At 53.0% G+C, this 24584-nt stretch carries 41 protein-coding genes (1 of these 41 running past the window's edge); 38 read left to right on the top strand and 3 right to left on the bottom strand.

Annotation, left to right across the window (positions count from 1 at the left end):
* Positions 1–11: 11 nt before the first annotated feature.
* The 33 genes from rplC to rpsI all read left to right on the top strand — a co-directional run bounded on the left by rplC (position 12) and on the right by rpsI (position 17150).
* A complete protein-coding gene (rplC, locus tag ABC336_RS11560) occupies positions 12–635 on the top strand; it encodes a 50S ribosomal protein L3 (RefSeq protein ID WP_413238792.1) in 624 nt (207 codons plus the stop codon).
* A gap of 27 nt (positions 636–662) precedes the next feature.
* Positions 663–1286, top strand: a complete 624-nt coding sequence (gene rplD / locus ABC336_RS11555; protein WP_413238791.1) for a 50S ribosomal protein L4 — start codon at positions 663–665, stop codon at positions 1284–1286.
* Positions 1286–1579, top strand: coding sequence for a 50S ribosomal protein L23 (rplW, locus tag ABC336_RS11550; protein ID WP_413238790.1), 294 nt, complete (start codon positions 1286–1288; stop codon positions 1577–1579). The genes rplD and rplW overlap by 1 nt, the downstream gene beginning before the upstream one ends.
* Positions 1580–1611: 32 nt before the next feature.
* Entirely contained in the window at positions 1612–2442 is an 831-nt protein-coding gene (gene rplB, locus ABC336_RS11545; RefSeq protein WP_413238789.1) for a 50S ribosomal protein L2, read from the top strand.
* A gap of 66 nt (positions 2443–2508) precedes the next feature.
* The gene (rpsS, locus tag ABC336_RS11540; protein ID WP_413238788.1) at positions 2509–2790 is read left to right on the top strand and encodes a 30S ribosomal protein S19; all 282 of its coding nucleotides are present in this window, start codon (positions 2509–2511) and stop codon (positions 2788–2790) included.
* Between the two features lie 43 nt (positions 2791–2833).
* A complete protein-coding gene (gene rplV / locus ABC336_RS11535; RefSeq protein WP_020620142.1) occupies positions 2834–3172 on the top strand; it encodes a 50S ribosomal protein L22 in 339 nt (112 codons plus the stop codon).
* Between the two features lie 13 nt (positions 3173–3185).
* A complete protein-coding gene (gene rpsC / locus ABC336_RS11530) occupies positions 3186–3857 on the top strand; it encodes a 30S ribosomal protein S3 (protein ID WP_413238787.1) in 672 nt (223 codons plus the stop codon).
* 2 nt (positions 3858–3859) lie between these two features.
* Complete coding sequence (gene rplP / locus ABC336_RS11525; protein ID WP_020620144.1) at positions 3860–4294, top strand: 50S ribosomal protein L16; 435 nt, start codon at positions 3860–3862, stop codon at positions 4292–4294.
* Positions 4284–4484 carry a 50S ribosomal protein L29 gene (gene rpmC, locus ABC336_RS11520; protein ID WP_020620145.1) on the top strand — a complete coding sequence of 67 codons (201 nt, stop codon included), beginning with the start codon at positions 4284–4286 and terminating at the stop codon, positions 4482–4484. The genes rplP and rpmC overlap by 11 nt, the downstream gene beginning before the upstream one ends.
* Positions 4485–4545: 61 nt before the next feature.
* Positions 4546–4809: a 30S ribosomal protein S17 gene (rpsQ, locus tag ABC336_RS11515; protein WP_128659932.1), complete on the top strand. Its 264-nt coding sequence runs from the start codon at positions 4546–4548 to the stop codon at positions 4807–4809.
* 56 nt (positions 4810–4865) lie between these two features.
* The gene (gene rplN, locus ABC336_RS11510) at positions 4866–5234 is read left to right on the top strand and encodes a 50S ribosomal protein L14 (RefSeq protein ID WP_413238786.1); all 369 of its coding nucleotides are present in this window, start codon (positions 4866–4868) and stop codon (positions 5232–5234) included.
* A gap of 58 nt (positions 5235–5292) precedes the next feature.
* Entirely contained in the window at positions 5293–5643 is a 351-nt protein-coding gene (rplX, locus tag ABC336_RS11505; RefSeq protein WP_413238785.1) for a 50S ribosomal protein L24, read from the top strand.
* A gap of 30 nt (positions 5644–5673) precedes the next feature.
* The gene (rplE, locus tag ABC336_RS11500) at positions 5674–6216 is read left to right on the top strand and encodes a 50S ribosomal protein L5 (protein WP_413238784.1); all 543 of its coding nucleotides are present in this window, start codon (positions 5674–5676) and stop codon (positions 6214–6216) included.
* Positions 6217–6242: 26 nt separating this feature from the next.
* On the top strand, positions 6243–6428 hold the full coding sequence (locus ABC336_RS11495) for a type Z 30S ribosomal protein S14 (protein ID WP_013312154.1): 186 nt from the start codon (positions 6243–6245) through the stop codon (positions 6426–6428).
* A gap of 32 nt (positions 6429–6460) precedes the next feature.
* Positions 6461–6859 (top strand): 30S ribosomal protein S8, encoded by a 399-nt coding sequence (gene rpsH, locus ABC336_RS11490; protein WP_020620150.1) that lies wholly within the window; start codon positions 6461–6463, stop codon positions 6857–6859.
* Positions 6860–6889: 30 nt separating this feature from the next.
* Positions 6890–7432, top strand: a complete 543-nt coding sequence (gene rplF / locus ABC336_RS11485) for a 50S ribosomal protein L6 (protein WP_413238783.1) — start codon at positions 6890–6892, stop codon at positions 7430–7432.
* A gap of 64 nt (positions 7433–7496) precedes the next feature.
* Entirely contained in the window at positions 7497–7862 is a 366-nt protein-coding gene (gene rplR, locus ABC336_RS11480; RefSeq protein WP_413238782.1) for a 50S ribosomal protein L18, read from the top strand.
* Positions 7863–7892: 30 nt separating this feature from the next.
* Complete coding sequence (gene rpsE, locus ABC336_RS11475) at positions 7893–8390, top strand: 30S ribosomal protein S5 (protein WP_413238781.1); 498 nt, start codon at positions 7893–7895, stop codon at positions 8388–8390.
* A gap of 13 nt (positions 8391–8403) precedes the next feature.
* Positions 8404–8589 (top strand): 50S ribosomal protein L30, encoded by a 186-nt coding sequence (rpmD, locus tag ABC336_RS11470; RefSeq protein ID WP_020620154.1) that lies wholly within the window; start codon positions 8404–8406, stop codon positions 8587–8589.
* Between the two features lie 50 nt (positions 8590–8639).
* Complete coding sequence (gene rplO / locus ABC336_RS11465; protein ID WP_020620155.1) at positions 8640–9080, top strand: 50S ribosomal protein L15; 441 nt, start codon at positions 8640–8642, stop codon at positions 9078–9080.
* A gap of 1 nt (position 9081) precedes the next feature.
* Positions 9082–10383 (top strand): preprotein translocase subunit SecY, encoded by a 1302-nt coding sequence (gene secY / locus ABC336_RS11460; protein WP_413238780.1) that lies wholly within the window; start codon positions 9082–9084, stop codon positions 10381–10383.
* Positions 10384–10473: 90 nt separating this feature from the next.
* A complete protein-coding gene (locus tag ABC336_RS11455; RefSeq protein ID WP_413238779.1) occupies positions 10474–11124 on the top strand; it encodes an adenylate kinase in 651 nt (216 codons plus the stop codon).
* Positions 11121–11873 carry a type I methionyl aminopeptidase gene (gene map, locus ABC336_RS11450; protein WP_413238778.1) on the top strand — a complete coding sequence of 251 codons (753 nt, stop codon included), beginning with the start codon at positions 11121–11123 and terminating at the stop codon, positions 11871–11873. Before ABC336_RS11455 ends, map begins: the two co-directional genes overlap by 4 nt.
* A 7-nt stretch (positions 11874–11880) precedes the next feature.
* Complete coding sequence (locus ABC336_RS11445) at positions 11881–12168, top strand: hypothetical protein (RefSeq protein ID WP_413238777.1); 288 nt, start codon at positions 11881–11883, stop codon at positions 12166–12168.
* Between the two features lie 2 nt (positions 12169–12170).
* Complete coding sequence (gene infA, locus ABC336_RS11440) at positions 12171–12386, top strand: translation initiation factor IF-1 (protein WP_020620160.1); 216 nt, start codon at positions 12171–12173, stop codon at positions 12384–12386.
* Between the two features lie 45 nt (positions 12387–12431).
* Complete coding sequence (gene rpmJ, locus ABC336_RS11435; RefSeq protein WP_003333770.1) at positions 12432–12545, top strand: 50S ribosomal protein L36; 114 nt, start codon at positions 12432–12434, stop codon at positions 12543–12545.
* 18 nt (positions 12546–12563) lie between these two features.
* Complete coding sequence (gene rpsM / locus ABC336_RS11430) at positions 12564–12932, top strand: 30S ribosomal protein S13 (protein ID WP_020620161.1); 369 nt, start codon at positions 12564–12566, stop codon at positions 12930–12932.
* A gap of 14 nt (positions 12933–12946) precedes the next feature.
* A complete protein-coding gene (gene rpsK, locus ABC336_RS11425) occupies positions 12947–13342 on the top strand; it encodes a 30S ribosomal protein S11 (RefSeq protein ID WP_020620162.1) in 396 nt (131 codons plus the stop codon).
* Positions 13343–13468: 126 nt separating this feature from the next.
* The gene (locus tag ABC336_RS11420) at positions 13469–14413 is read left to right on the top strand and encodes a DNA-directed RNA polymerase subunit alpha (RefSeq protein ID WP_413238776.1); all 945 of its coding nucleotides are present in this window, start codon (positions 13469–13471) and stop codon (positions 14411–14413) included.
* Between the two features lie 55 nt (positions 14414–14468).
* Positions 14469–14834, top strand: coding sequence for a 50S ribosomal protein L17 (gene rplQ / locus ABC336_RS11415; RefSeq protein ID WP_020620164.1), 366 nt, complete (start codon positions 14469–14471; stop codon positions 14832–14834).
* Between the two features lie 482 nt (positions 14835–15316).
* Positions 15317–16072, top strand: a complete 756-nt coding sequence (truA, locus tag ABC336_RS11410) for a tRNA pseudouridine(38-40) synthase TruA (RefSeq protein WP_413238775.1) — start codon at positions 15317–15319, stop codon at positions 16070–16072.
* Between the two features lie 228 nt (positions 16073–16300).
* Positions 16301–16738 (top strand): 50S ribosomal protein L13, encoded by a 438-nt coding sequence (rplM, locus tag ABC336_RS11405; RefSeq protein WP_413238774.1) that lies wholly within the window; start codon positions 16301–16303, stop codon positions 16736–16738.
* Between the two features lie 19 nt (positions 16739–16757).
* Positions 16758–17150, top strand: a complete 393-nt coding sequence (gene rpsI / locus ABC336_RS11400) for a 30S ribosomal protein S9 (RefSeq protein ID WP_020620167.1) — start codon at positions 16758–16760, stop codon at positions 17148–17150.
* 66 nt (positions 17151–17216) lie between these two features.
* Here the strand turns inward: rpsI and ABC336_RS11395 are convergent, their stop codons facing one another.
* Positions 17217–18608, bottom strand: a complete 1392-nt coding sequence (locus ABC336_RS11395; RefSeq protein ID WP_413238773.1) for an aldehyde dehydrogenase — start codon at positions 18606–18608, stop codon at positions 17217–17219.
* Positions 18609–18801: 193 nt separating this feature from the next.
* Between ABC336_RS11395 and ABC336_RS11390 the strand changes: the two genes are divergently transcribed.
* From ABC336_RS11390 to ABC336_RS11375, 4 genes are all read left to right on the top strand, one after another.
* On the top strand, positions 18802–19494 hold the full coding sequence (locus ABC336_RS11390; protein ID WP_413238772.1) for a phosphoadenylyl-sulfate reductase: 693 nt from the start codon (positions 18802–18804) through the stop codon (positions 19492–19494).
* Positions 19495–19561: 67 nt separating this feature from the next.
* A complete protein-coding gene (gene sat / locus ABC336_RS11385; protein ID WP_413238771.1) occupies positions 19562–20728 on the top strand; it encodes a sulfate adenylyltransferase in 1167 nt (388 codons plus the stop codon).
* Positions 20729–20856: 128 nt separating this feature from the next.
* Positions 20857–21648, top strand: a complete 792-nt coding sequence (gene cwlD / locus ABC336_RS11380; RefSeq protein WP_413238770.1) for an N-acetylmuramoyl-L-alanine amidase CwlD — start codon at positions 20857–20859, stop codon at positions 21646–21648.
* 120 nt (positions 21649–21768) lie between these two features.
* On the top strand, positions 21769–22878 hold the full coding sequence (locus ABC336_RS11375) for a P-loop NTPase (protein ID WP_413238769.1): 1110 nt from the start codon (positions 21769–21771) through the stop codon (positions 22876–22878).
* Between the two features lie 90 nt (positions 22879–22968).
* Here the strand turns inward: ABC336_RS11375 and gerD are convergent, their stop codons facing one another.
* A complete protein-coding gene (gene gerD / locus ABC336_RS11370) occupies positions 22969–23667 on the bottom strand; it encodes a spore germination lipoprotein GerD (RefSeq protein WP_413238768.1) in 699 nt (232 codons plus the stop codon).
* Positions 23668–23841: 174 nt separating this feature from the next.
* Here gerD and ABC336_RS11365 point away from each other — a divergent pair, with 174 nt between their 5' ends.
* Entirely contained in the window at positions 23842–24465 is a 624-nt protein-coding gene (locus tag ABC336_RS11365; protein WP_413238767.1) for a KinB-signaling pathway activation protein, read from the top strand.
* Here the strand turns inward: ABC336_RS11365 and pdaB are convergent, their stop codons facing one another.
* Positions 24466–24584 carry the 3' portion of a polysaccharide deacetylase family sporulation protein PdaB gene (gene pdaB / locus ABC336_RS11360; protein WP_413238766.1) on the bottom strand. 691 nt of this gene lie beyond the right edge of the window, so the window shows 119 of its 810 coding nt (coding positions 692–810); its start codon lies beyond the right edge, outside the window; the stop codon is at positions 24466–24468. It abuts the gene before it with no gap.

The following is a 24584-nucleotide window of genomic DNA, read 5'->3' as shown; positions in this document are numbered from 1 at the left end:
GAGGTGTCAACATGAAAGGTATCTTAGGGAAAAAACTCGGCATGACACAAGTCTTTACGCCTGAGGGCAACGTAATTCCGGTTACGGTCATCGAGGCAGGACCTTGTGTGGTTCTCCAGAAGAAGGATCAGGAGAATGACGGCTATGAGGCAATTCAGCTCGGCTTCGTCGACAAGAAGAAGCAAAGAGCGAACAAGCCCGAAACAGCTCATGCTCAAAAAGCCAATACGGCTCCTAAGCGCTACATTCGTGAATTCCGCGGGGTTAACCTGGGTGAATACGAAGTTGGCGCAGAAGTAAAAGCGGATCTGTTCTCCGAAGGTGAATTTGTTGACGTGACAGGAATCTCTAAAGGCAAAGGATTCCAAGGCGTGATCAAGCGTTGGGGACAAAGCACAGGTCCAATGTCGCACGGTTCCCGCTACCATCGCGGACCGGGCTCCATGGGTTCCATCCAGGCTAACCGCGTACCGAAAGGCAAGCGTCTGCCAGGACACATGGGTCAAGACACCATCACGATTCAACGTCTGGAAGTTATCCGCGTTGATCTCGAGCGCAATGTGCTGCTCGTCAAAGGATCCATTCCCGGAGCTAAGAACAGCTTCGTCAAAATTAAATCGACGGTGAAGAAATAACACCCCTGAAGAAAGGAGGAACACGTAATGCCAAAGGTAGCAGTATACAACGTGAGCGGTTCGCAGGTCGGCGATATTGAGCTGGCTGAAGCGATCTTCGGCATCCAGCCGAACACCCACGTTATGCACAGTGCCGTGGTCCTGCAGCAAGCTGCAGAGCGCCAAGGTACACACAAAACCAAAGGTCGTTCGGAGGTTCGCGGCGGCGGCCGCAAGCCATGGAAGCAAAAAGGTACGGGCCGTGCTCGTCAAGGCAGCATCCGCTCCCCGCAATGGGTTGGCGGCGGTACCGTATTCGGACCGACTCCGCGTACTTACGGATTCAAGCTTCCTAAGAAAGTGCGTCGTCTTGCGATCAAATCCGCACTGTCTTCCAAAGTGATCGGCAACGAAATCATCGTATTGGATCAATTGGCGCTGAGCCAACCGAAGACGAAGGAATTCAAAGGAATTCTCGGCAGTCTGAAGGTTGCCCGCAAAGCTCTGATTGTAACCGCAGGATACGAAGACAATGTTGCACTGAGCGCTCGCAATATTCCAGGCGTCAAATTCCTGACAGTCGAAGGCATTAATGTTCTGGATGTATTGGCTCATGACCAACTGATCATCACCAAGGAAGCGGTCGAGAAAGTACAGGAGGTGCTTGCGTAATGAAGAACGCCCACGATATTATCAAGCGCCCGATCATTACTGAGCGTACAAGCGAACTTATGGTAGCGAAACGTTATGTGTTTGAAGTCGACCTGCGCGCCAACAAAACGGCGATCAAGCAAGCGATCGAAGCCATCTTTAACGTAAAAGTCGCTAGCGTCAACACCATGCGCGTACCTGGTAAGCCAAAACGCCAAGGTCGCCACGCCGGATATACATCCGAGTGGAAAAAAGCGATCGTGCAGCTGACAGAAGAGAGCAACGAGCTCGAGTTCTTCGAAGCTTCGGTATAATAAGAGACTAGTTAAGTAAGGAGGGAATCGAAGTGCCTATTAAGAAGTATAAGCCGACTTCTCCAGCACGTCGTGCGATGTCCGTCTCGACATTCGAAGAGATTACGACAAGCACACCGGAGAAATCGCTCTTGGCGCCGCTTTTCAAAAAAGCAGGCCGCAACAACCAAGGTAAAATTACGGTACGTCACCACGGTGGCGGGCACAAGCGTAAATACCGGATTATCGATTTCAAGCGCAACAAGGACGGCATTCCTGGTACAGTAGCTACCATCGAGTACGATCCGAACCGCACCTCGAACATCGCACTGATCCACTATGCTGACGGTGAGAAGCGCTACATCATCGCTCCAAAAGGGCTGAAGGTTGGCGACGTGATCACTTCCGGACCTGCAGCCGACATCAAAACAGGTAACGCGCTGCCACTCGAGAATATCCCGGTTGGTACAGTGATCCACAACATTGAGATGAAGCCTGGCAAAGGCGGCCAACTGGTTCGCGCAGCCGGTACAGAAGCTCAATTGCTCGGTAAAGAGGAAACGTATGCGGTCATCCGCTTGTCCTCTGGCGAAGTTCGCCGCATCTTGAAAGTATGCCGCGCGACCATCGGCTCCGTAGGCAACGAGGATCACGAGCTCGTGAAAATCGGTAAAGCCGGCCGTTCCCGCTGGCTGGGCAAGCGTCCTGAAGTACGCGGCGTTGTCATGAACCCGAACGATCACCCACACGGTGGTGGTGAAGGCCGTGCGCCAATCGGACGCAAATCGCCTATGTCCCCATGGGGCAAACCGACACTGGGATACAAAACCCGCAAGAAGAAAAAAGCTTCCAGCCAATATATCGTTCGCGGCCGCACGAAGTAAGCTTAGCTTGACTCCGAGCGGCTCGGACACTATTCTACGCCAGGTTAGCTGAAGGGAGGATCACCTATGGGTCGCAGTTTGAAGAAGGGGCCGTTTATCGACGGTTACCTACTGAAAAAGGTCGAGGAACTCAATGAGACGGACAAGAAAGTTGTCGTCAAAACTTGGTCCCGTCGCTCCACCATTTTCCCGCAGTTCATTGGTCACACGTTTGCTGTCTATGACGGTCGTAAGCATGTGCCAGTATACGTAACCGAGGACATGGTCGGACATAAATTGGGCGAATTCGCGCCTACACGTACGTACAAGGGCCATACCGCTGACGATAAGAAAACAGGCAGAAGATAATCTGCTTGATGCATAGTTAACTGTTCTGAGAGGAGGTTCTACCATGGCACAACAAGCAAAAGCTGTTGCGAACTTCATCCGCATCGCGCCCCGCAAGGCTCAACTGGTCGTTGACCTGATCCGCGGCAAGCAAGTCGGTGAAGCGATCGCGATCCTGCGTCACACTCCGAAGTCGGCATCGCCGATCGTGGAGAAGCTGCTGAACTCTGCCATTGCCAATGCGGATCATAACTATCAGCTGGACGTCAATAAGCTGGTCGTATCCGAGGTTTATGTCAATCAGGGTCCAACAATGAAACGTTTCCGTCCACGCGCGATGGGTCGTGCGAGCCGGATCAACAAACGAACCAGCCACATCACATTGGTGGTATCTGAAAAATAAGGAGGGATAACGTGTGGGTCAAAAAGTAAATCCCGTCGGTCTGCGGATCGGTATTATCCGTGACTGGGAATCGAAATGGTATGCCGGCAAAGACTTCGGTGATCTCTTGCTGGAAGACGTGAAAATCCGCGAGTATCTGAAGAAGAAACTGAAAGATGCTGCTGTATCGAAATTCGAAATCGAGCGTGCCGCTAACCGCGTCAACGTAACGATTCATACCGCTAAGCCAGGCATGGTTATCGGTAAAGGCGGATCTGAGGTAGAGAACCTGCGGACGGAGCTTGCCAAGATTTCTGGAGGCAAGAAGGTTCATATCAACATCGCCGAGATCAAGCAAGCTGACCTGGATGCGATCCTGGTAGCCGAGAGCATCGCACTGCAGCTGGAGCGCCGGACTTCGTTCCGCCGTGCCCTGAAGCAAGCGATCCAACGGACTATGCGCGCTGGCGCAAAAGGAATCAAAACATCGGTTAGCGGACGTCTGGGCGGCGCTGAGATCGCCCGTACTGAAGGATACAGTGAAGGAACCGTGCCGCTGCATACGCTGCGTGCCGATATCGATTACGGAACAGCTGAGGCGTTCACGACTTATGGTCTGATCGGCGTCAAAGTCTGGATCTACCGTGGCGAAGTCCTTCCTGCCAAGAAAAGAACAGCAGCAGCTCCCCAGGAAGGAGGCAACTAATCATGTTGGTACCTAAACGCGTCAAACACCGCAAGCAACAGCGCGGTCATATGAGAGGTCGGGCTAAAGGCGGCACTGAAGTGCTCTTCGGCGAATACGGCCTGCAGGCTACTGAGCCGGCATGGATCACGAACCGTCAGATCGAGGCTGCTCGTATCGCGATGACCCGTTACATCAAACGGGGCGGTAAAGTCTGGATCAAGATTTTCCCTGCCAAGCCAATCACCCAAAAGCCTCTTGAGGTTCGGATGGGTAGTGGTAAAGGTAACGTTGAGAAATGGGTAGCGGTGGTCAAACCGGGCAAGATCATGTTTGAACTCGCCGGCGTACCTGAAGATATCGCACGTGAAGCAATGCGTCTTGCTTCTCACAAACTGCCAGTCAAAACGAAGTTTGTGAAGCGCGAAGAAGTGGGTGGTGAAGCAAATGAAAGCTAGTGAATTTCGCAACCTGACCTCCGCCGAGATCGAGCAAAAGGTCGCCGGCTTCAAGGAAGAGTTGTTCAACCTACGTTTTCAATTGGCTACCGGTCAACTCGACAATCCGACTCGCATCCGCGATGTGCGGAAAGAGATTGCTCGCGCCAAAACGGTTTTGCGCCAAAGAGAGCTCGGAATCAGCAGCTAATTCATAGATTACGATTAGATGCCTTAAGCCTCTCTGACAGGCTGAAGGAAGGAGGAAGAACATGAGCGAACGTAATGCCCGCAAAGTTCAAACCGGCAAAGTTGTCAGCGACAAGATGGACAAAACGGTAGTGGTGGCTGTAGAAACCTACAAAAAGCACACGCTGTACAACAAGCGGATCAAGTACACCAAAAAGTTTAAAGCCCATGATGAAAACAACCAAGCCAAAATTGGTGATGTGGTACGGATCATGGAAACCCGTCCGCTTTCCAAGGACAAACGCTGGAGACTCGTTGAAGTCGTCGAAGCAGCGATTATCCTGTAAGCTGAACGAACCCAAGCTTTCGAATTTGTATTTCTGACCGGAAGGAGGACGTTACAATGATTCAACCATTTACACGCTTGAAAGTGGCTGACAACTCTGGTGCTAAGGAACTGATGTGTATTCGAGTTCTGGGCGGTACAGGACGTCGTGTCGGACACATCGGCGATCTGATCGTATGCTCTGTCAAACAAGCAACACCCGGTGGCGTTGTCAAAAAAGGTGATGTAATTAGAGCAGTTATCGTACGTACAAAGAACTCTGTGCGCCGGAAAGACGGCTCTTACATCGCATTTGACGAGAATGCAGCAGTTATCGTGAAAGAGGATAAAAGCCCGCGCGGCACCCGTATCTTCGGACCAGTAGCTCGCGAACTGCGCGACAGAGATTTCATGAAAATCGTATCGCTCGCTCCAGAAGTTATCTAAGACCGCTGCGGTCTTACGCAATACCCAAAACCTATGCTCACGAAGTGAGGTGTGAGAAATGCCAAGGCTGAAAAAGATTCTTGAATCCCATAACAACAAACTGCATGTGAAGAAGGATGATAATGTCATCGTCATCACAGGCAAGGATAAAGGCAAGAAGGGTCGCGTCATCGCTGCTTATCCGCGTGAGAACCGCGTGCTGGTAGAAGGCGTGAACATGGTAAAAAAACATGCGCGTCCAACCCAACAAAACCCGCAAGGCGGCATCCTGGAGCAGGAAGCAGCCATTCACGTATCCAACGTTATGCTGCTGGATCCCAAATCGGGCAAGCCGACTCGTATCGGATATAAAGTGCAAGACAACGGTAAAAAAGTCCGGGTAGCTAAATCCGGCGCAGTAATCGACTAATCCCTTTGACGGAAAGGAGGTCCATAAATCGTGGCAATCAGAATGAAAGACCGCTTTTTGAATGAAATCACACCAAGTCTGATGCAGAAGTTCAACTACTCCACTGTGATGCAGGTGCCGAAGATCGAGAAGGTTGTTATCAACATGGGTGTTGGTGAAGCCGTTCAGAACTCCAAGGTACTCGACGTAGCGGTAGAAGAGCTGAGAATCATCTCTGGTCAGAAACCCGTAATCACACGGGCAAAGAAATCGATCGCCGGTTTCAAGCTTCGTGAGAATATGCCGATCGGGGTCAAAGTAACACTGCGCGGCGAGCGTATGTACTACTTCCTCGACAAACTGTTTAATGTCGCTCTTCCGCGTGTACGTGACTTCCGCGGGATCTCCAATAAAGCGTTCGACGGCCGTGGCAACTACACGCTGGGTCTGAAAGAACAGCTGATCTTCCCGGAGATCGAGTACGATAAAGTCGACAAAGTCCGCGGTATGGACATTGTCATCGTAACAACGGCAAAAACGGATGAAGAATCTCGTGAATTGCTGACCCAATTGGGTATGCCGTTTGCGAAGTAATCCACTTCTAGGAGGTGTAATACCCAGTGGCAAAAACTTCGATGAAAGTTAAGCAACAACGTACTCCGAAGTTCAAAGTGCGTGCCTACACTCGCTGTGAGCGTTGCGGCCGCCCGCACTCCGTGCTTCAAAAATTCAAGATCTGCCGGATTTGTTTCCGTGAATTGGCATATAAAGGCCAGATCCCTGGCGTCAAAAAAGCAAGCTGGTAATCAGCCGAGTTCGGGAAGGAGGTTTACAACAAATGGTTATGTCTGATCCGATTGCAGATATGCTGACACGCATCCGCAACGCGAATGTCGTCCGTCATGAAACCGTGGAAATGCCCGCTTCGAAGTCGAAGAAGCAAATCGCAGAAATTCTGAAACGCGAGGGCTTTATCCGCGATGCTGAATATATCGAGGACAACAAACAAGGGATGATCCGTATTTTCCTGAAATACGGCCCTAACAACGAGCGTGTCATCACTGGTTTGAAACGCATCAGTAAACCAGGTCTGCGCGTGTATACGAAAAGCACGGAAGTACCGCGCGTGCTGGGCGGATTGGGAATCGCGATTATTTCCACATCCAAAGGCATCGTGACCGACAAGGAAGCTCGCCAAGGCAAAGCCGGCGGCGAAGTCCTTTGCTACGTTTGGTAATCACTCGTTAGAACGATTGGAGGTGTAAGAATGTCCCGTATTGGTCGTAAACCTATCCAGGTGCCTGCTGGCGTAGACATTAAACTGGATAACACTCAAATTACTGTTAAAGGTCCAAAGGGCACGCTCACCCGTGAGCTGCACAAGGACATGAAAATCGTTATCGCTGAGAACGAGATCTCGGTCGAGCGTCCGTCCGATAACAAACTGCATCGCTCCCTGCACGGCACGACGCGCAGCGTCGTCGCTAACATGGTTAACGGTGTAACGGAAGGCTTCGCCAAATCGTTGGAACTGGTTGGTGTCGGTTACCGCGCCAGCAAGTCCGGCGAGAAGGTCGTCTTGAACGTTGGTTACTCCCACCCGGTTGAGATCAACCCTGAGGGCGGCGTTGAGTTCGAGGTTCCTACGAACACGAAGATCATCGTTAAAGGAATCGACAAAGAGCTGGTCGGTGCTTTTGCAGCAAAAATCCGCTCCGTACGTGAGCCTGAGCCATATAAAGGTAAAGGCATCAAGTACGAAGGCGAGCGTATCCTTCGCAAAGAAGGTAAAGCCGGTAAGAAGAAATAAGCTCTCCGCGTGAGCGCTTAGCTACGATTACCGGTTCAAGGCAGAAGAAGGGAGTGAACCTCTAATGATTACTAAAGGCGATAAGAACAAAGCGCGTCTGAAACGGCATCTGCGTGTGCGCAAGAAAATCAAAGGCACCACTGAGCGCCCAAGACTGTCCGTATTCCGCTCCGCTAAACATATCTACGTCCAGCTGATCGATGACGTCAAAGGTGTAACCCTGGCAACGGCATCGACACAGGACAAAGAGCTTCAGTCGATCACAAACGGCGGCAACGTCGAAGCAGCCAAGCAAGTGGGCCAACTGATCGCTGACCGTGCAAAAGCTCAAGGCGTAAGCAAAGTGGTCTTTGACCGCGGCGGTTACTTGTACCATGGCAGAATTCAAGCATTGGCAGACGCAGCTCGCGAAGCCGGTATGGAATTCTAGTCAAATTCACTAATAAGGAGGTAAATCGACTTGCGTGTAGATCCTAATTCGTTAGATTTGACAGAAAAAGTTGTCCAGATCAACCGCGTATCTAAAGTTGTCAAAGGCGGACGCCGTTTCAGCTTTAGTGCTCTTGTGGTTGTAGGCGACGGCAAAGGCTGGGTTGGCGCAGGGATCGGTAAAGCTGGCGAGGTTCCGGATGCGATCCGCAAAGGGATCGACGATGCCAAGAAAAACCTGATCCAAGTTCCACTCGTAAAAACAACGATTCCTCACCTGGTGCTCGGCCATTTCGGCGCTGGCGAAGTCCTGCTGAAGCCGGCTTCCGAAGGTACGGGCGTTATCGCTGGCGGACCGGTACGTGCGGTTCTTGAGCTGGCAGGTGTGGGCGATATCTTGACCAAATCTCTCGGTTCTTCCAACGCGATCAACATGGTGAATGCTACGCTTGAGGGTCTGTCCCGTCTGAAGCGTGCTGAAGATGTAGCTAAATTGCGCGGAAAAACCGTCCAAGAGATCTTGGGCTAAGGAGGGGTATACGATGGCAAAATTGCAAATCACCCTCGTGCGCAGTTTGATCGGCCGTAACGAGAAACAACGTGCGACAGTTCAAGCTCTTGGACTTCGCAAAGTGAATCACTCGGTTATCCAGTCGGATAACGAAGCCATTCGCGGCATGGTGAATCATGTCAGTCACTTGGTTAAAGTCGAAGAAGTGCAGGCTTAAGCAGTCCGCGCTTGGCGATCTATTGAAACAATAAGGAGGTGCAACGAACGATGAAATTGCATGAGCTTCAGCCAGCGCCCGGGTCCAAGCAAGTTGGTAAGCGCAAAGGCCGCGGGATCGGTACCGGCAACGGCAAAACTGCAGGTCGCGGTCACAAAGGGCAAAACGCTCGCTCCGGCGGCGGTGTCCGTCCAGGCTTCGAAGGCGGACAAAACCCATTGTATCGTCGCTTGCCGAAACGTGGTTTTAACAACCCGTTCCGTAAAGAATATGCCGTTGTAAACATTGAAGATTTGAACAGCTTTGCAGCAGGAACCGAGATCACGCCTGAGCTTCTGATGGAGCAAGGGGTTGTCAAAAACCCGCAGGACGGTATCAAGATTCTCGGAAACGGTGAAATCAAGGTTCAACTGACTGTTAAAGCCAACAAATTCTCTCAATCTGCGGTAGAGAAAATTCAAGCTGCCGGCGGTAAAACCGAGGTGATCTAACGTGTTCAAGACTTTGTCCAACATATGGAAAGTGGAGGATCTGCGCAAACGCGTCATGTTCACCCTTTTCGTATTGCTGATTTTCCGCATCGGATCTTTCATCCCGGTTCCCAACATTGACAAGTCGGTATTCGAGTCGATGAATGAACAAGGTACGAACATTTTTGGTCTTCTCAACACCTTCTCCGGTGGCGCGCTGTTCCAATTCTCCATCTTCGCGTTGGGGATTATGCCTTACATCACAGCGTCCATCATCGTCCAGCTGCTCTCTATGGATGTCATTCCTAAGTTTGCAGAGTGGGCGAAGGAAGGCGAGAACGGAAAACGCAAGCTTGCACAAATCACCCGGTATGGTACAATCATTCTCGGTCTGATCCAAGCCTATGCGACCGCGATTGGCTTTAACCGCCAATACAATTTCAACTTTGTTCTCGATCCGAGTTTTGCCACCTATACGATGATTGCCATCGTATTGACGGCTGGTACGGCATTTCTGATGTGGCTTGGTGAGCAGATCACCGAGAAAGGAATCGGCAACGGGATCTCGATCATTATCTTTGCCGGTATCGTCGCAGGTATCCCGGGACATATCCGCACCATCTACACCGACAAGCTGGCAGATGCGGGTGATCAGCTCTTCCTGAATATCCTTCTGGTCTTGCTCATCGTCATCGCGGTCATCCTGATGATTGTCGGTGTCATCTATGTCCAGCAAGGTATCCGTAAGATTCCGGTCCAATACGCCAAGCGTGTCGTTGGACGCAAGATGTACGGTGGACAGTCGACGCATATCCCGCTTAAAGTGAACGGCGCAGGTGTTATTCCGGTCATCTTTGCGGTTTCGCTGCTCATGTTCCCTGTGACGATCGCCCAGTTCTGGACAGGACAGACATGGTCCGACTGGATTCAGAACAACCTGTACTATACGCAACCGCTTGGTATGGTACTGTATGTGCTGCTGATCATTGGATTTACGTTCTTCTACACGTTTGTACAGATCAATCCGACCCAGATGGCGGATCAGATGAAGAAGAATGGCGGTTATATCCCGGGCGTACGTCCAGGCAAGCCGACCAGCTCCTACATCACTCGCGTGATGTCGCGGATTACGCTCTCCGGAGCGCTGTTCCTGGCACTCATCTCCATCATCCCGATTTTCTTCGGGCAGTTGGCTGGTCTTCCGGATTCTGTACAGCTCGGCGGAACCTCGCTCTTGATCGTCGTCGGCGTTGCGCTTGATACGATGAAGCAGATCGAGAGCCAATTGATCAAACGCCACTACAAAGGGTTTATCAATAAATAACAATAGGTTCAGTAGCGGGCTTCGCGAGCATCCTCCGGATGCTTCGTCGGCCCGGCCGAACCTATTGTGCTTAAAGTGAGGAACTCGACAATGAATATTCTATTCATGGGCCCTCCTGGCGCTGGCAAAGGTACGCAAGCGGAGCGGATCGTAGAGGAATTCGACATTCCCCACATCTCGACCGGCGACGCGTTCCGTCTTGCGATGAAGCAAGGCACACCGCTCGGTCAGAAGGCCAAAGAGTACGTCGATCAAGGACTCTTGGTGCCGGACGATGTCACCAACGGCATCGTGCGTGAGCGTCTGCAGCAGGATGATTGTGCGGCAGGCTTCCTCCTCGACGGCTTCCCGCGGACGATCTCCCAGGCAGAAGCACTGGATGAGATGCTGGCAGGGATGAGCCGGAAGCTGGATCATGTCATCAACCTTAAGGTTGACCGCAGCTTGCTGCTTGCCCGTCTCACGGGACGGCGCATCTGCAAATCGTGCGGCTCTACCTATCATGTCCTCTTCAACCCTCCAGCGGAGGAAGGCGTATGCGCGAAGTGCGGCGGCGAGCTGTACCAGCGCTCGGATGATACGGAAGAGAAAGTCGGAACCAGACTCGACGAGTACATCTCGAAGACTGCTCCGCTGCTCGCTTATTACGAGAAGCAGGATCTGCTGCGTGAAGTGGACGGAGAGAAGGAAATCGATACGGTAACCGCCGAGATTGCCGATTGCTTGCGGGGTACAGAATGATCATCTGCAAATCCGAAGTGGAACTGGGTTTCATGAGGGAAGCAGGACGCATCGTTGCGGATACACACCGCCTGATGGCGCAATCTGTCAAGCCGGGCGTGACAACCAAAGAACTTGACCGGATTGCCGAAGCGTATATACGGAGCCAGGGCGCCGTACCGTCTTTCAAAGGTTACAATGACTTTCCTGCCAGCATATGTGCTTCTGTAAATAACGAGTTGGTGCATGGCATCCCCGGTTCGCGCAAGCTGAACGAGGGCGATATTATCAGCATCGATATCGGCGCACAATTCAATGGCTACCATGGAGATTCGGCCTGGACCTACGGGGTTGGGGAGATCTCCGAGGAGGCCGCCCGCCTGCTTGACGTAACGGAGCAATCGCTATACGCCGGACTCGCGATCATCAAGCCTGATGTCAGGTTGTTCTCGGTCTCGCATGCGATTCAGCAAGTTGTGGAGAAAGCAGGATTTTCGATCGTACGCGAGTATGTCGGCCACGGCATTGGGGCCAAACTGCATGAAGAGCCGCAGATTCCTAACTATGGCATCCCGGAGCGCGGACCGCGTCTGAAGCCGGGAATGGTGCTGGCGATCGAACCGATGGTCAACATCGGCGAACGCTATGTACGCACCTTGCAGGACAACTGGACCGTCGTGACGGAGGACGATTCCTGGTGTGCCCACTTCGAGCATACGGTAGCAGTCACTGAGGACGGGTATGAGATCTTGACCCGCAGCCAAGGGTAGAACCGTGATGCCGGATAAGGGTCTTCCCCAGATCGGCCAGATCGTCACTGTACTGCGCGGCAAGGACGAAGGCACACCGGCTGTTATCATCGCTATCCTGGATGAACGGTTTGTGTTGATCGCCGACGGCCATAAGCGCAAAGTCCAGGAGCCGAAGAAGAAGAATCTGCTTCATCTGGCGCTCGTGCCGCTGGTTAGTCAGGAAGTGGCGAACAGCCTGCGCGAGAGCGGCAGCGTGACGAACGGGAAACTGCGATTTGCGATTCAGAAGTATATACAATGGAAAGGAGAATAACTGTGACCAAGGAAGATGTGATTGAAGTCGAAGGTACGGTGATTGAGCCGCTGCCCAACGCGCATTTCAGGGTGGAACTGGAAAACGGCCATCAAATCCTCGCCCATGTGTCCGGCAAGCTCAGAATGCACTTTATCCGCATCCTGACCGGAGACAAAGTGGTAATCCAGTTGTCGCCTTATGATTTAACTAAAGGTCGTATCACCTATCGGAAGTAGGCTGCTAAGCATGCCTGGTTACGAAGTATTCGGGAGGTAATCACAATGAAGGTCAGACCTTCGGTCAAGCCGATCTGCGAAAAATGCAAAGTCATTCGTCGCAAAGGCAATGTAATGGTGATTTGTGAAAATCCTAAGCATAAACAAAAACAAGGTTAAGAAGGAGGGAAACGGAATATGGCTCGTATAGCTGGTGTAGACTTGCCGCGTGACAAACGCGTAGAGATTGCTCTGCAGTATATCTTCGGAATTGGTCAAACCACGGCCAAGAAAATCCTGGGTGAAACAGGCATCGACGCACAGACACGTGTTCGCGATTTAACGGAAGACGAGGTTAGCAAACTGCGCGAGACGATTGACAAATCAGTCAAGGTAGAAGGCGACCTGCGTCGTGAAATTTCGTTGAATATTAAAAGGTTGATTGAGATCGGCTGCTACCGCGGTATCCGTCACCGTCGTGGATTGCCTGTTCGTGGTCAACGGACAAAAACGAACGCCCGTACACGGAAAGGTCCTCGTCGGACCGTTGCGAATAAGAAGAAATAAGGGGGGATACTGAAATGGCTAAACCGAAAAAAGTGGTCCGTACCAAACGTCGTGACCGTAAAAATATTGAATCTGGCGTAGCGCACATCCGCTCGACTTTCAACAACACTATCGTGACGATTACGGATCCGCACGGCAACGCGATTTCTTGGGCAAGTGCTGGCAACCTGGGCTTCAGAGGTTCCCGTAAAAGCACGCCGTTTGCAGCGCAAATGGCAGCCGAGTCCGCCGCGAAAGCCGCAATGGAGCACGGAATGAAAGCTGTAGAGGTCATGGTTAAAGGTCCTGGCGCAGGCCGTGAAGCTGCGATCCGTTCGCTGCAAGCCGCTGGTCTTGAAGTGAACATGATCAAAGACGTAACGCCGGTTCCGCACAACGGATGCCGTCCACCTAAACGTCGCCGCGTATAGTTCATCTGATTGTGGTATCAAATATCTGCAACTTGTGAATAATGGTTGTGAAGGTTAGGCATACTACATGATTTGACCGCATAACGCTATGGATACGGAGCGACGTTTTGAAGGAGGGTTCAATTAGTGATTGAGATCGAAAAGCCGAAGATCGAAACGGTAGAACTGAATGAGGATGGCACGTACGGACGGTTCGTCGTCGAGCCGCTCGAGAGGGGCTATGGCACGACGCTGGGCAACTCGCTGCGCCGGATTCTGCTTTCGTCGCTGCCGGGCGCGGCAGTGATATCAGTCCAGATCGATGGAGTGCTGCATGAGTTCTCAACGATTCCGGGCGTGATTGAGGATGTGACCGAGATCATTCTGAATCTGAAGGGCCTGTCTCTGAAGATTCATTCCGACGAAGAGAAAGTGTTGGAAATCGATGCGGAAGGCGAAGGCAGCATCACGGCCGGCGACATTCGCGCAGACAGCGATGTCGAGATTCTCAATCCTGATCTTCATATCGCCACCTTGGCTTCCGGTGCCAGACTCCACATGCGGGTGTTCGCCAATCGCGGCCGCGGATATGTGCAGGCTGACCGCAACAAGCGGGAAGACCAGCCGATCGGCGTCATCCCTGTGGATTCCATCTACACGCCTATTACTCGTGTGAACTATGCCATCGAGAATACGCGTGTGGGCCAGGTGACCAACTATGACAAGCTGACCCTGGAAGTCTGGACGGATGGCAGCATCCGGCCGGAGGAAGCCGTCAGCCTGGGCGCCAAAATTCTCACCGAGCATCTGGACCTGTTCGTCGGCCTGACTGACGAAGCTAAAGATGCTGAGATTATGGTGGAGAAGGAAGAAGACAAGAAAGAGAAGGTCCTCGAGATGACGATCGAGGAGTTGGATCTCTCTGTCCGTTCGTACAACTGTCTGAAGCGTGCAGGCATCAACACCGTCCAGGAGCTCATCACCAAGACGGAAGAAGACATGATGAAGGTCCGCAACCTGGGCCGCAAGTCTTTGGAAGAGGTACAGGAGAAGCTCGAAGAGCTGGGCCTGGGCTTGCGCACGGAAGAATAAAATATAGCACGGCACACTACCGTTTATAGACATGTTTGAAGGAGGTTCTACGCAAATGGCTTATCAAAAGTTGGGCCGTGATGCGAGCGCGCGGAAAGCACTGTTCCGTGATCTCGTCACCGACCTGTTCTTGTATGAGCGCATCCAGACAACGGAAGCGAAAGCAAAAGAAGTTCGCTCCATTGCCGAGAAGCTCATCACCAAAGCAAAACGCGGCGATCTGCATGCCCGCCGTCAAGTAGCAGCATTTGTTCGTCGTGAAACCATTGATGGAGAGCAAGATGCCATCCAGAAGTTGTTCTCCGAATTGGCCACCCGTTACTCAGAGCGTGCGGGCGGGTACACACGGATCCTGAAGCTCGGTCCTCGTCGCGGCGATGCTGCGCCTATGGTTTACCTGGAGCTTGTCGATCGTGCGTAATTGACCGGAACGAGAAGGGGTGGACCACTTGGGCCACCTTTTTTTTGTGAGATTCGCGGGGCAAGGTGAATCTCGCTCAGATCAGGCCGGCTATGGCCTGGCCCTTAAAGCGATTTTGCTAAGAACCAGACCCTAGAAATAGCCAACCTTCAAGTCACGGATCGTTCTTCCGATCGCTGTTGTTCCCGGATTTCTTTGAATTAATCGTATGAACGGTTGAAATCCGGGAACAAAGGCGAGCATTTCATTTCTCCAGAACGATTCCGCGCCTCTTGGGGCTTTTCAGACCTGGATCGAGCAACCGTAGCTTTAAAGCAGGACTTCGGCCAATGCCGGCCTCGTCTGGGAGCCTCACTTGCTGGTTCATAGGAGCAGGGGCCAGATGCTCGCTTGCGCCGCATCTGGGGAGCAGAAGCGGCGAGAGGGTTGGTGAGCAGGAGCGGTAGGGTTGCAGCAAGGCAGACAGATAGGGGAGAAGAGCAATGCGGAACCTATGCATGACGGTGAGCTATGACGGGACGGACTATCACGGGTTTCAGAGTCAGCCGATCGGGAACACGGTGCAGGATGAGATCGAGAAGGCGATTGGCAAGCTGACCGGCGAGGCGGTCAAGATCCACGGATCGGGTCGTACCGATGCGGGGGTCCACGCCTATGGCCAGGTATTCAACTTTCAAACGTCTTCGCAAATTCCTGTCGGGCGCTGGGCGGTAGCGATGAATACGTGGCTGCCCGATGACATCGTCATTCGCGATGCGGTCGAGGTCCCGCTGGCGTTTCATGCCCGCAAGTCAGCCAAACGCAAAACTTACCGCTATGCGATCCGACTGGGCAAGCATCCGGATGTGTTCAGCCGGCGGTATGAGTTCCATCATTACACCCCGCTGCAACTGGAGCCGATGCAGGAGGCGCTGGCCTGTCTGATTGGCGAGCATGACTTCACCTCGTTCACTTCGATCCATTCGACCAAGACGTCGCATGTCCGGACGATCTATGAGGCGTACATGGAAGAGAAGGATGGGGTCCTCTACACCTATATCTCCGGCAACGGGTTTCTCTACAACATGGTGCGTGTCATTATGGGGACGCTGATGCGGATCGGCGAAGGACGGATGGCGGCGGCAGATATGCCGGCGATTCTGGCCGCCCGGGACCGCGCCAAGGCAGGCCCGCGTGCGATGGCGCACGGGCTGACACTATGGAGCGTCGAATATGGAGATGTTGCAAGTTTTACTTGATCTTCATGCTTTATTGTAGTAAAATATAACTTGTGCTTTCTTAGTGGCTATCCCACGGCCCCCAGCTAAGAACAGCGCAACCGCAACACTTTTTAATGCTTGACCCTTTATTGACATCAATGTTTTACGGTATAAAAAACCACATTAAAGTGAGAGTTCAACCTCTTAACACGATAACGTTGTTTGAATGAATACATGTTTGTTTGAACGAATGAAGGAGGATCATCCATGCGTACCACGTATATGGCCAAGCCGAATGAAGTAGAACGCAAATGGTACATTATCGACGCTGAAGGCAAAACGCTTGGCCGTCTGGCCAGTGAAGCTGCCGCTCTGCTTCGCGGTAAGCACAAGCCACAATTTACTCCGCATGTTGACACAGGCGATTTCGTCATCGTCATCAATGCTGAGAAGATCGTACTGACCGGAAACAAAATGAAAGACAAGAAGTACTACCGTCACTCGATGCATCCAGGCGGCCTGAAAGTTACTTCCGCTGAAGAACTGCTCGCGAAGTTTCCAGAGCGCGTGATTGAGAAAGCCATCCACGGCATGATCCCTCACAACCGTCTGGGCAACAAGATCAGACTGAAGCTGAAAGTCTATGCCGGCGCGGAACACCCACATCAAGCCCAAAACCCTGAAGTGTACGAGCTTCGCGGTTAATTAGAAGGAGGACAGTTTCATGGCTCAAGTCCAATACTATGGAACAGGTCGTCGTAAACATTCGGTCGCGCGCGTGCGTCTCGTACCGGGTGAAGGACGAATCATCATTAATAAACGTGATCTGAACGAATATTTCGGTCACGAAACCTTGAAATTGATCGTGAAGCAGCCACTTGCGCTGACAGAAACACTGTCCAAGTACGACATTCTCGTACTGGCTCATGGCGGTGGCACAACAGGTCAAGCTGGCGCAATCCGTCACGGGATTTCCCGCGCATTGCTCAAAGCTGATCCTGAGTTCCGTCCGGCTCTGAAGCGTGCTGGCTTCCTGACACGTGACCCACGGATGAAAGAGCGTAAGAAGTACGGCCTGAAAGCCGCTCGTCGCGCGCCTCAGTTCTCCAAACGTTAATCTTTATTGTACATCAAGCCCTTGGCCCTCACCGGCCAAGGGCTTTTGTCGTTCACAGGCAAGCATTTATCTGAGAAATTTCTTGAGCTTCTCCAGTTTGTTGCCGTATGGGGGGAAGGCAAGTCCGGTCTCGAGGCGGCTGCTCTTCTTCAGGATGCTCTTGCGGTGGGAGAACAGCTCGAAGCTGTGGCGACCGTGATAAGCGCCCATTCCTGACGGCCCGACGCCGCCAAAAGGGAGATGGTGGCTCGCGACATGCATGATCGTATCGTTGATGCAGCCGCCGCCAAATCGCACCCTCTCGATCACCTGGCTCTCGCTGCTCTCACTCTCGGTGAAGAGATAGAGTGCCAGTGGTTTCGGGTGGCGGTCGATGATCGCATATGCCTCCTCCCATGACTCATAAGTGAGGATCGGCAGGATCGGACCGAAGAGCTCTTCTTGCATGACAGCATGCTCTAGCATGATGCCATCGAGCAACGTAGGGGCGATATACAGATCGCCGCGGTCGCGCTCGCCGCCAAAGACGATCCGCTCTGCATCGTGGTCCAAAAGGGCTGCCAGGCGGTCATACTGCCGCTCATTGACGATCCGGCCGTAATCGGGGGAGAGCTGCGGCTGATCGCCATAAAAGGCGACGATTGCCTTCTTCATCCGCTCCAGTAGCTCATCTTTGATCGATTGGTGGGCAAGAACATAATCGGGAGCAATACAGGTCTGTCCGGTATTGATCAGCTTGCCCCAGATGATGCGTTTGGCTGCTATGTCCAGCTTGGCCGTCTTGTCGACGATTACCGGGCTTTTGCCGCCAAGCTCGAGTGTGACGGGGACCAGACGCTTCGCCGCGGCTTCCATGACGATCCTGCCGACGGCGGTACTCCCGGTAAAAAAAATGTAATCAACCTCGGCATGGATCAGTTCAGCCGTCGTCTCGCGTTCGCCCTGAACGGCGCTGACATGCCCGGAATCAAAGGTCTCTTCGACCAACTGTTGGATGAGAGCAGCGACATGAGGGGTATTTTCCGAGGGCTTGACGATCGCACAGTTACCTGCCGCAATCGCGCCGATCAGCGGTTCAATGACAAGCTGGAACGGATAATTAAACGGCCCGATGATCAGTACGGTCCCGTAAGGCTCGTAACGGACCTCGCTGGAGGACGGCTGAAGCGGCAGCGGTGTCCGTACTTTCTGAGGATTGGCCCACTTGCGCAGATGCTTGATCGTATAGTCGATGCTCCGGAGGACGATCAGGATCTCGGTGAGGTACGTCTCTGTATCATTTTTACGCAGGTCCTGGTGCATAGCCTTCATGATCTCCGGTTCAAACCGCTGAGTCGCCTGTTTCAGGCGTTGGAGCTGTGCGATCCGGTGAGACATATCACGGGACCGGCCCGCATCAAAGTATCGCTTGTGCTGTTGTACGATGTCGTCAATCAGCCGTTTGGTTGCTGGTATCATGGGGGAACCTCCAATCGTATCGGATATTTTGCTCCTAGTGTAACAGTTCACTACAGCCCGTGCCACCAAAGGCGCGAATACGAGAATATGGGCATAGAATAGGAATAAAAACATTGAACTCTTGGGCTGGAAGACGTATAATAATTAAAGCATATAAAATTACTAGGAATTATTATTAACGGAGGTCATTCCAATGAATCTGTTTGAAAAGGAAGCGTTGATCCAGCAAAAGGCGGTGGAGCTGGAACACGCATCGCCGGAGGCGATCCTGAAATACGCCGTCGAAACGTTCCCGAACATCTCCTTTGCCTGCAGCTTTGGTGCAGAGGATGTTGTCATTGTCGATATGCTCCAGAAGATCAGCCCGGGCACGGATATTTTCTACCTGGATACGGACTTTCACTTCAAAGAAACCTATGAGACCCGCGACAAGATGATCGAGCGTTACGGGATCAAGTTTGTAGAAGTGAAGCCTGAACTGACGCCGCAGGAGCAAGCACAGCAGCATGGGGAAGAGCTGTGGAAGAGCGATCCCAATCTGTGCTGCAACATCCGCAAGGTTCAACCGCTCACCCAGATTCTCTCCAAATACGAGGCCTGGATCACCGGAATCCGCCGCGACCAGGCACCGACACGTGCGAACTCCAAGAAGATCGAATATGACACCAAGTTTGGTCTGGTGAAATTCAATCCGATCGCGCACTGGACTAGCGAGGATGTATGGAACTATATCCGCACCAATAATGTCTATTATAACCCGCTGCACGACAATAATTATCCGAGCATCGGCTGCGAGCATTGCACCCGCCAAGTCATGCCGGGCGAGGATCCGCGGGCAGGCCGCTGGTCGGGCAATGAGAAGACGGAATGTGGACTGCACAAGTAATATAAGCACATGTTCAAAAAATGACATTTACATCATCAAATAGTATGCACAGGAGGCATCTTAGCCTATGAGTACGATAGAGCCACATGGCGGCTTACTGGTCAACCGGGTAGCCGAAGGGGAAGCGCGCGAGGCATTGTTGGCCGAGTCCGCATCTCTGAAGTCGATTACGATCAATCCGTGGACGATCTCTGATCTGGATCTGATCGGTGTTGGAGCCTTTTCTCCTCTACAGGGCTTCTTGAATGAAGAGGATTATCGTTCGGTAATCGAGCGGATGCGACTGGCGGACGGCACAGTCTGGAGCATCCCGATCACATTGTCGGTAAGCGAAGGCAAGGCCGCGGAGCTGGCAGTTGGCGAACGAGCTGCGCTGGTGGGAGAAGATCATGTAACTTACGGCGTGATCGATATCAGCAGCATCTACAAGGTGGATCAGCTGCATGAAGCGCAGCAGGTATTCAAGACGACAGACGAAGCGCACCCCGGCGTCCAGAAGCTGCTGTCGCGTTCGGCTACTTATGTAGGCGGAGAGATCACTGTGCTGAATCGTCCCAAGCCGGCGCGGTTCGAAGAGTATTACTTTGATCCGGCCGAGACGCGCAGGATCTTCGCTGAGAAGGGCTGGCGCACGGTCGTCGGCTTCCAGACCCGCAACCCGGTCCACCGCGCGCATGAATATATCCAGAAGTGCGCCATGGAGGTCGTCGATGCCTTGTTCCTGAACCCGCTCGTGGGCGAGACGAAGTCAGACGATGTGCCAGCAGGTGTGCGGATGAAGAGCTATGTGGCACTCCTGAAGAACTATTATCCGCAGGACCGGGTGTTCCTCGGCGTGTTCCCGGCAGCGATGCGTTACGCAGGGCCGCGGGAAGCGATCTTCCATGCAATGGTCCGCAAGAACTATGGCTGCTCTCACTTCATCGTCGGTCGCGACCATGCAGGCGTTGGTGATTATTACGGCACGTACGAAGCGCAGGATCTGCTGCGTTCGTTCCCGCCGGAAGATCTCGGCATTACACCGCTCTATTTCGAGCACAGCTTTTTCTGCAAGACTTGCGGCAATATGGCTTCCAGCAAAACTTGCCCCCATGACAAGGAGCAGCATCTGACGCTCTCTGGAACCAAAGTGAGGGCGCTGCTGCGTGACGGCGTATGTCCGCCGCCGGAGTTCTCCCGTCCGGAAGTGGCCAAGATCCTGATCGAGGGCATGGCCGAGACATACGTCCTCTAGTCTCTATTCTTCAAGCATAAGCGCATAATGAACCGCCTCGTCCCATAAGATGGTAAGGAGCGCAGGTTGTCCCGCAAGGACGGTCTGCCAAGCCTTGGACATTCGAGGGAATCGGGGGGCGGTTTTTTGTGCTACGGCGCTGGCAACGAAGGAAACGTCTGATTATTTGGCTCAATCATCGGGGCGCGCTGCGGATCGGTATCGCCGTCAGTACGGTCGTACTGACGCTTATCCTGTTAACGCAGCAGCTGCCAGCTTCTCGAACCTGGACCTATTGGACGCTGCCGCTCTCCGGCAAAGTCATCGCTATCGATGCCGGGCATGGAGGGGTGGATGGCGGCGCGCTCAGCAAGCAGGGGCTGATCGAGAAAGATCTTAACCTCGCCATCGCGCTGCAGCTGCGGGACTACCTGCAGGAGGCCGGCGCACTGGTCTATCTGACCCGGGAGGGGGATTATGATCTCGCCCAGGAGGGGACGCGAGGCTACAGCCGGCGGAAGACCGAGGATCTGCTCGAGCGGGTGAAGGTGATAAAGGAGAAAGAGACGGATCTGCTAGTGAGTATCCATATGAACAGCATTCCCCAGACGAGGTGGTCTGGCGCTCAGACATTCTACTATGCCAACCATCCGGACAATGAGGTGGTGGCGTACTTCATCCAGGAAGAGCTCAGACGCAATCTGGAGAACACCAAACGGCTGGCCGGGGAGGTCAATACGATCTATCTGCTCAAGGCGCTGGAAGAGATCCCAAGCGTGCTCGTCGAGGTCGGTTTCCTATCTAACCCAGGCGAGGCGCAGCGGCTTGGCGACCCGGCATATCAGAAGCAGGTGGCGGCCTCCATTTATCAGGGGATTATGCGCTATGCTTCCGGTGAAAAAGCACCCGGTCTGATTGGCTCAGGCCGCCAGGAGAGGTGAATCGGAGCTTGAAGCTCGGGTTGAGCGCAGAGGAAGACAAGTGTGGATTTATGCTATAATATACGCATCTGTGGACTGAAGAGTCCAATTGAACCATTGCAAAGGTGTGTGAAGCCACAAATGTTAACCCGAGAGCAAGTGTTGGAAGCGATACAGCCTTTTACCGAGCCGGGGGCTGGCGACGGCTCCCAGGAGCAGATCGTCCAGATTCGCGATGTGATGGTCAAAGACCGTCAAGTGTCGATGACGGTACTCACGGCCAGTGATGAAGCGCAGCCGCCGTTGGAGACCGCACTGCGGGAGGCGCTGGAGCGGATCGGCGCCGAATCGGCGCATCTGCGGTTCAGGCCGCTAGATGGGCAGGCTGCGGCCGATCAGGGGGGCGGCGATGCCAGTCCATCTGGCGGTCCTGCTGCAACGGGTGAAGGTCCGGTGCGCGGACACAGCGCTGGACTGGAGTCCCCGTTGCTCGATGAGGCCAGCGGCGTTGAGTTTATCGCTGTCGCCAGCGGCAAAGGAGGCGTAGGCAAATCTACGGTTACCGTCAATCTGGCGGTGGCCCTCGCCCGCAAGGGCAAACGAGTCGGCATCATCGATGCCGATATCTATGGCTTCAGCGTACCCGATATGATGGGTATCGAGGAGCGGCCGGAGGTCGTTGGCGATCGTGTTATCCCTATCGAGCGTCAAGGGGTCAAGGTGATCTCCATGGGCTTCTTCGTCGAGGATAACAGCCCTGTCGTCTGGAGAGGCCCGATGCTGGGCAAGATGCTGCGCAACTTTTTCGCCGAGATCGCTTGGGGGGAGCTCGACTATCTGCTGCTGGATCTGCCGCCGGGCACGGGAGACGTGGCGCTGGATATTCACCAGATGATCCCGCAGAGCAAAGAGATTATCGTCACCACGCCGCATGCGACAGCCGCCTTCGTAGCGGCCAGAGCAGGGACGATGGCGATCAAGACGGAGCATCAGATTCTCGGTGTCGTAGAAAACATGGCTTGGTACGAGAATAAGGATGGAGAGCGGGATTACATCTTTGGCCGCGGCGGCGGCGGCAGGCTGGCAGAGACGCTGGGCGTCGAGCTGCTGGCACAGATTCCGCTGGGCGCGCCGGACAATCACATTTCCGAACCGGATTTCTCGCCGTCCATTTACAAAGCCGAGACGCCGACCGGTCAGTTATATGATGCGATGGCAACGCGAGTCCTGAAGCTCTGTGAGACTTCATAGAGACTTAGGAGCCTGGAGAACCACACCTTATTCCAAAAAGAACCCCGGAGATTGCTTATAGCGATCTCCGGGATTTCTATAAGCAAGATTTTAAGATGAGCCCTCCTCGCCCTGGCCTTCATTTTCGCTGCCATCCTCACCTTCTCCTCCGCCTTCGCCGCCTTCCTCACCGCCTTGTTTTTCCTTGTCAACCTTTTCATTCGGCTTTGGTTCCAGCTCTTCTTTAACAGCGGCGCGCATCAGATCGAGCATTTGGAGCTTAACTAGCGGACTCTGCATATTTTCTTGCATGACGGTAGCGATATGCTTGCGGTATTGCGTGCTTTGCAGGACATCAAGAATCATGCGATCCATCTCGGGGTTTTTCATCACCTTGATCAATTCCTGCTGGTAGGCAGGGTCTTTCATAAGTTCTTTGTGGATTTCTTTGTTTTGCGTATTAACGGATTTGGCGAACTCACCGGCAAACCTTGGGTCCACCATTAGCTTTTTGATCACCTTATCGTATTCGGGGGAAACCAGCACTTCTTTGACAGCCATCCTTACTTGCTCTTTGTCATTCACCGAGAGCATGCCCATACTCATGCCGCTGCCCTGGCCGCTTGTGGTCATGGCTGATTCCTGCAGCGCTTTTTGTGCATCCTCCGTCTTGAGGATATCGATCACCATGGTTTTCATATCCTTATAGCTGATTGGCTCGCTGCTGCTGGTGGGTTCCGTCCCGCAGCTGGCCAGCACGACCGTCATGAGAGCTGTAAGTAAAATAAAGGACCAGCGGTTACAGCGCATATATCATGTACTCCCTTCTGCGCAGTCGAAGGTGGCATGGATTATCAGGTGGACTGCGAGCTGATTTAGTCCCGGTTAGTATGCTTCATTGTTCACGGTATTATCATGGGATGACGATAGCTTTTTGTTGTGGAAGTGGTAAAATGAAGGGGATACGGAGGAGGCTGGGAAGCAGTGAATTTGAAGAAATGGTTTTTCCTGTTCTGGAGCTGTATGGCGCTTGGTGCGGTAGCGACCGCTATTACCGGTTCAATCATGCAATGGACGGATCAGGATTTTGGCTTTATGGGGCTTGAGGCTGCGGGCTTCAATGCCGCAATGATGGCGCTGGTGGGGACAATGATCGGAGCGTTCAGCCAGATGGGCTTTTTTGCCTACTTGACCCTTAACTATATCGCCTTGAGTATTTTGCGCAAGAAGTATTTGTGGAATGCTCTGCAGGCTTACACCACGCTGTTCGGATTGCTTGCACTGGGGTATATTCTATATGAGAACCGCGCAAGCTTCAATAACTGGCTTTTCTGGGTACTGCCGGTCGTCCTGGCTGCAATAGCGTTTACTGTAGCTACAGTCAAGACGCGGCAGACTAACAAATCGGCATTTGTGCCGACCATGTTTCTGATGATCGTCGTTACTTTCATCGAAGCATGGCCGGCTTTGGGCTCGGAGAACAACGCATCGGCGGTCATCTTCATGTTCGTTCCGCTCATCGTCTGCAATGCGTATCAGATCCTGATGCTGCACCGGCTCATCAAGCCGCGAGTTGAAGAGGATACGGCCGGAGCAAAAGCAGGATAATTAGAAAGCCTTATAGCGATCCAGGTCGGATGCCGGAACGAAGGAGGCTTTGTCCTGAACCGACTTGCCTTTGATCTCGGTCTGATTGATCAACTGAGAGACGGTGACGAATTCGTAGC

The sequence above is a fragment of the Paenibacillus jepli genome, from assembly GCF_047238105.1.
In the GTDB taxonomy this organism is placed as follows: domain Bacteria; phylum Bacillota; class Bacilli; order Paenibacillales; family Paenibacillaceae; genus Paenibacillus_D.
This window is presented reverse-complemented; position numbering and strand designations above follow the sequence as displayed.

Bases quoted from the DNA above. Each gene is read 5' to 3' on its own strand.
- rplX (WP_413238785.1), top strand. From the start codon at position 5,293: ATGCCAAGGCTGAAAAAGATTCTTGAATCCCATAACAACAAACTGCAT.
- rplR (WP_413238782.1), top strand. From the start codon at position 7,497: ATGATTACTAAAGGCGATAAGAACAAAGCGCGTCTGAAACGGCATCTG.
- ABC336_RS11375 (WP_413238769.1), top strand. From the start codon at position 21,769: ATGTTAACCCGAGAGCAAGTGTTGGAAGCGATACAGCCTTTTACCGAG.
- rplC (WP_413238792.1), top strand. From the start codon at position 12: ATGAAAGGTATCTTAGGGAAAAAACTCGGCATGACACAAGTCTTTACG.
- rplP (WP_020620144.1), top strand. From the start codon at position 3,860: ATGTTGGTACCTAAACGCGTCAAACACCGCAAGCAACAGCGCGGTCAT.
- ABC336_RS11390 (WP_413238772.1), top strand. From the start codon at position 18,802: ATGAATCTGTTTGAAAAGGAAGCGTTGATCCAGCAAAAGGCGGTGGAG.
- rplW (WP_413238790.1), top strand. From the start codon at position 1,286: ATGAAGAACGCCCACGATATTATCAAGCGCCCGATCATTACTGAGCGT.
- rpsQ (WP_128659932.1), top strand. From the start codon at position 4,546: ATGAGCGAACGTAATGCCCGCAAAGTTCAAACCGGCAAAGTTGTCAGC.
- rplQ (WP_020620164.1), top strand. From the start codon at position 14,469: ATGGCTTATCAAAAGTTGGGCCGTGATGCGAGCGCGCGGAAAGCACTG.
- map (WP_413238778.1), top strand. From the start codon at position 11,121: ATGATCATCTGCAAATCCGAAGTGGAACTGGGTTTCATGAGGGAAGCA.
- rplV (WP_020620142.1), top strand. From the start codon at position 2,834: ATGGCACAACAAGCAAAAGCTGTTGCGAACTTCATCCGCATCGCGCCC.
- rpmC (WP_020620145.1), top strand. From the start codon at position 4,284: ATGAAAGCTAGTGAATTTCGCAACCTGACCTCCGCCGAGATCGAGCAA.
- rpsK (WP_020620162.1), top strand. From the start codon at position 12,947: ATGGCTAAACCGAAAAAAGTGGTCCGTACCAAACGTCGTGACCGTAAA.
- ABC336_RS11445 (WP_413238777.1), top strand. From the start codon at position 11,881: ATGCCGGATAAGGGTCTTCCCCAGATCGGCCAGATCGTCACTGTACTG.
- ABC336_RS11395 (WP_413238773.1), bottom strand. From the start codon at position 18,608: ATGATACCAGCAACCAAACGGCTGATTGACGACATCGTACAACAGCAC.
- rpsM (WP_020620161.1), top strand. From the start codon at position 12,564: ATGGCTCGTATAGCTGGTGTAGACTTGCCGCGTGACAAACGCGTAGAG.
- rpsS (WP_413238788.1), top strand. From the start codon at position 2,509: ATGGGTCGCAGTTTGAAGAAGGGGCCGTTTATCGACGGTTACCTACTG.
- rpsH (WP_020620150.1), top strand. From the start codon at position 6,461: ATGGTTATGTCTGATCCGATTGCAGATATGCTGACACGCATCCGCAAC.
- sat (WP_413238771.1), top strand. From the start codon at position 19,562: ATGAGTACGATAGAGCCACATGGCGGCTTACTGGTCAACCGGGTAGCC.
- rpmJ (WP_003333770.1), top strand. From the start codon at position 12,432: ATGAAGGTCAGACCTTCGGTCAAGCCGATCTGCGAAAAATGCAAAGTC.
- rplF (WP_413238783.1), top strand. From the start codon at position 6,890: ATGTCCCGTATTGGTCGTAAACCTATCCAGGTGCCTGCTGGCGTAGAC.
- ABC336_RS11455 (WP_413238779.1), top strand. From the start codon at position 10,474: ATGAATATTCTATTCATGGGCCCTCCTGGCGCTGGCAAAGGTACGCAA.
- rpmD (WP_020620154.1), top strand. From the start codon at position 8,404: ATGGCAAAATTGCAAATCACCCTCGTGCGCAGTTTGATCGGCCGTAAC.
- truA (WP_413238775.1), top strand. From the start codon at position 15,317: ATGCGGAACCTATGCATGACGGTGAGCTATGACGGGACGGACTATCAC.
- rplO (WP_020620155.1), top strand. From the start codon at position 8,640: ATGAAATTGCATGAGCTTCAGCCAGCGCCCGGGTCCAAGCAAGTTGGT.
- gerD (WP_413238768.1), bottom strand. From the start codon at position 23,667: ATGCGCTGTAACCGCTGGTCCTTTATTTTACTTACAGCTCTCATGACG.
- rplD (WP_413238791.1), top strand. From the start codon at position 663: ATGCCAAAGGTAGCAGTATACAACGTGAGCGGTTCGCAGGTCGGCGAT.
- rplN (WP_413238786.1), top strand. From the start codon at position 4,866: ATGATTCAACCATTTACACGCTTGAAAGTGGCTGACAACTCTGGTGCT.
- rplM (WP_413238774.1), top strand. From the start codon at position 16,301: ATGCGTACCACGTATATGGCCAAGCCGAATGAAGTAGAACGCAAATGG.
- rpsI (WP_020620167.1), top strand. From the start codon at position 16,758: ATGGCTCAAGTCCAATACTATGGAACAGGTCGTCGTAAACATTCGGTC.